The sequence below is a fragment of the Vallitalea sp. genome (assembly GCF_025211055.1).
In the GTDB taxonomy this organism is placed as follows: Bacteria; Bacillota; Clostridia; order Lachnospirales; family Vallitaleaceae; genus Vallitalea.
The window spans coordinates 1-4,081 of the sequence record NZ_JAOARO010000056.1 but is presented as its reverse complement, the minus strand read 5'-3'; the positions used below and the strand labels follow the sequence as shown (position 1 = coordinate 4,081).

4 protein-coding genes are annotated in these 4,081 nt (G+C 30.2%); all 4 read right to left on the bottom strand.

From position 1 onward, the window contains the following. Window positions 1-179: 179 nt before the first annotated feature. The gene (locus tag N4A55_RS07165) at window positions 180-1,193 is read right to left on the bottom strand and encodes an RHS repeat-associated core domain-containing protein (RefSeq protein WP_293754905.1); all 1,014 of its coding nucleotides are present in this window, start codon (window positions 1,191-1,193) and stop codon (window positions 180-182) included. A 215-nt stretch (window positions 1,194-1,408) separates the two neighbouring features. After that, window positions 1,409-2,662 carry an IS110 family transposase gene (locus N4A55_RS07160; protein ID WP_293754904.1) on the bottom strand — a complete coding sequence of 418 codons (1,254 nt, stop codon included), beginning with the start codon at window positions 2,660-2,662 and terminating at the stop codon, window positions 1,409-1,411. Between the two features lie 379 nt (window positions 2,663-3,041). Further along, window positions 3,042-3,395, bottom strand: coding sequence for a hypothetical protein (locus N4A55_RS07155; protein WP_293754902.1), 354 nt, complete (start codon window positions 3,393-3,395; stop codon window positions 3,042-3,044). Window positions 3,396-3,408: 13 nt separating this feature from the next. Then, complete coding sequence (locus N4A55_RS07150) at window positions 3,409-3,594, bottom strand: SymE family type I addiction module toxin (protein WP_293754900.1); 186 nt, start codon at window positions 3,592-3,594, stop codon at window positions 3,409-3,411. Window positions 3,595-4,081 lie beyond the last annotated feature (487 nt).

Sequence of the window (4,081 nt, the reverse complement as noted above, 5' to 3'; positions counted from 1 at the left end):
GAGAAAGTTGATTCAAAAAGTCTCCTAAATTAAATACAACAAGTCTATTTTAAAGCATAACAGCAGTTATGTCTATTTCTTTTACCCATTTTTCTACTTTTATTTGTAATTCAGACAATATTTACTTGTCAAAGTGCTTTGTCAGCTTTGCTGACATGATCTCTCAAGATTCCGAGAGATTATTTAATATACTGTTTAACTATATCATAAGCATCTCTTCGAGCTTTATATGAATCTGTCCATTTGTTTACACTTTTAGTCACATCATCTACAGGAGTGCTACTATTTGCACTTGTAAGCCCATTAGTACTCCAATAATATCCTGCTGTTTCCCAAGCGTAATTTTCTTCAACATAATCTCTTCCTACATCAACAATATCTGTATAAGCACTAATATTATAACCTCTATTATTAGCTTCACTAACTATTTTGTTATATTCATTAAATATTGTCTCTCTATTATTACTTTTAGGATTTCTATATTTTGCAACATCTTTTAAATCTGGATTTGATTCTAAAATCATATATGAAGCAAAAGCCGCATAACCATAATCCCAAGTCATCTGAATATATCCTACACCACTGTATTTCTTTCCATATTTTTTCCCATTTAAGTACTTATCAGAACCTTTTTCAACTATAGAATTTCCATAACCAGTCTCTACACATGTTTGGGCAATAAAATGTTGTATATTTTCAACATCAGTTATACCATACTTGACTAGAGCCCTGTTTAAATCAGTTATCATCTCATCCGTAACAATAGTATTAGTGTATATTTGTTGAAGTTGTTCTATTGTTACATATGTTTCGTCACCTTCACTCGTTTCCTCCGTAATCATTTCTTGATGAACGCTAATAAAACTAGGACCCCCATATTGCTCTATAAAATCAGGAATACCATTCCCATTTTTATCATTAAAAATACTCCAAAAACTACTACCACATGCAATAGCGACCATATTTTGAAGACCTCCTGCAAAATTACTTCCACTATTATAAGAATCATTTCCACTATCTTTGCCATGACCTGTTGGGTCTATATAGTTGATAGGATTGTTTGCTACGTATGCGTAAAGATTTAGTCCATCCCCGCGGTAACTATCCATAACTATAAATCTATTATATTGAAGATATTTTTTAATATCTCTATTCTTAATGAAGTTAACATAATTAGTTGACTTATAGATCATAGTCATATATAGATAGATGTAATATCATAACTGTAATATATATCGGCTAATAGCTGATTTTTATAATAATACATCTAAATATATACTCTGGTGATGGGGATACCTGCACTTTTACTCTATTTTGTATTTTTAAATAGTAGGTATTTTTATGTTAATTGTATTAGTTATGATTTTCATGTCAATAATGATAATGGGAAGTGTTCAAAGATTGAATACTAACCACATTTCTCAGTAGCATTATTTCTTGTATTAATAGGTTTAATAGTGTATTCCTTCTTATACTTCAACATATTAAATACGATATTTACTAATCGCCTAGATACACAAACTAATGCTTGTGATTTTGTTTTTCCTTCGGATACTTTTCTATGATAGTATTCATATAAAATAGGATTTCTCGGAGTTCCCGTATTTCTATTCGCTGATATCTGCCTAAGAGCAATATAAAAGAAAATACTGTTTAATTTCCTGTTCCCTCGTTGGTTTCTAAAGTTCTTTTCTGTCTTACCAGAACTATAAGTAACTGGAGCTATTCCAGAATAACGTGCAAGTTTTGCCGAATTCTTAAATCTGTTAATATCACCTATTTCAGATAGTAACTGAGCTGATGTAATAAGGTCAATACCATTAAATGATTGTAGGTTAACCCCTAATTCATTAATACATTCTTGTAGTAATTCATCTATTAATGATATTTCTTTTTGTTTATACCTTATATCTTCCACATAACTTTTAATAAGGAAACACCTAGTATCATCATGAGATAAAATGTCTTTATCTTCATTAATAATGTCTAATAAGCTTTTTGCCTTACTATTAGTAAAATAGTTATGACTTTCTTTTTTAAGGAATTGTCCTAATTCTTCTATAGATACATCTTTTAAATATTTGCTACTAGGATAAGCATACCAAAAGGCTAAAGCAGTTTTATTTGCTATACCGCTAAAGAGTTTATTATAACTATAATAATGAAAAGATAGTTGTATATGTAACTGATTAATGACTGACGTTCTTTGGTCTACTAATTTATTACGTCTTGTCATTAACTGACTGATTTTATAGTAAATACCATTATCTTTTGTCACATCTTCTAGTTTATCCAATTCATCAAGTAAAACCTTTGCAACACAAAAAGCGTCATATTCATCTGTTTTATGAACAGTGGTGTTTTTCTTAGCTTCCTGTGAACTAAGAGAAGAATTAACAAACTTAACTATTTTATTATTATTTATAAGAAAATGACATAAAGCCCTGCCGACACCGTTAGTATCTTCAAGACCATAGACAGCAGTAACAGAATAAACAATCTCATAAGTACGTACTAAATCCATTAATTCACTAAATCCCGAAGGTTTATTTTTAATAGTAATTGATTTAATAATCTCATGCCAGCAATTCATAATTACAGCAGTATGGGTCAAACGGTGTGTATCGACACCAACATATAAATACATTTGTTTCTTGTGCATTTGTATCACTCCATTCTGATGAATAAAAACGCAAACATCCACAACACCAGTATCAAACTATTAGTAATATCCACATATATAAAATGAGATATGTTGATAAACAGCCGTACAACGATAGTCCAGTAAGCTTTTACATCTTCTAATCAGAAAGAAAGATAAGTTAAATAATGACGATATTCGATTATCAAAGTACGAATTAAATGCTTAAACAATAGCTCTAATAACTATAATAATTATTAAAACCATTAGTTAAAAACTTAATAAGATAAATAAATGTATATAAAAGGAATAAGACAGCTTCACATGGATAGTATCAGTTTTACATAGAATGCAACATCTTCTTGTTAGTGATAAACTATCCTATTCCCTTCATAACTAATTAATGGGGCATTATCTTAGATATGTCCCAAACCTTATCCCAGCCACCTAATTTAAGGGAGTCGGGACAAACTGATTCTCTATCATATTTCTTAATAGTAGTTCTATCTTGTACAGTCTCCAAAACTAATCTATTAGACCTTAAAATAAGCTTTTGAAAATGCTTGTCCCTGTTGTCATCTTCGGTATTAATGCTTTTCTCCCAAACGGTAACAGACGCATTGCGAAAATAAAACCTTAAAGCCTGTTCAATAATGTCATTTGCTCCATGTAACCCGTCTATCAATGATGCCTTATGCTTTGCCATATTTAATAAATTTTCATCTAAAGTAGTACTATATCTTACTCTAGTCATAAAATATCAACTCCTAATCTTTAATAATCTTAATAATTAACTGTTCCTTATCTTCTATAACTTGTACCTTGTCACCAATGTTAAAACCTAACTTTTCAAGCCATTTTCCTTGAAGCCTAATAAGTGGATATGTTGAAAAATCTTTTTTAACTCTTAAATAATTAGTAATGCTACAAACAGTAAGAGTACGTAAATTCATATGTAATTATCTCCTTTCAAAGTAGTTGAAAGGAAAACAAAAAAGTGCTGACCTACACTTGTTAAATGATGTAGAATCATCTATAATTATATAAAGGTTGCTTATAACAGCGTATGCTGTATGTGTAGGTAGTGTGATACCTGCATATGCTTGAAAGTGTGCCAGCACTTTCAAGATATGGCGACCTTTTTTATTTTCCAATGATGAATTGAATAATCAAAAATAAAACCATTTAGGGTTAATAGCCTACTAAGTGTTTTTAAGGTCTTTTCCCCCCCTCAAAATCTTTTCAAGGTCTTTCTAACGGGTCAAGAACACAAAGAGCAAACCATTATTATATCTATGAGTAATTAACTTATCTATCTTATATTATTATGATAGGAACACGCTCCATTAAGCAGGTCGATAAGTAAATATACAATCATAATTAAATATCTCATGGTCAGTTCACCCCCAATAGCTATAGAATTAAGCTTTTACGTTGACT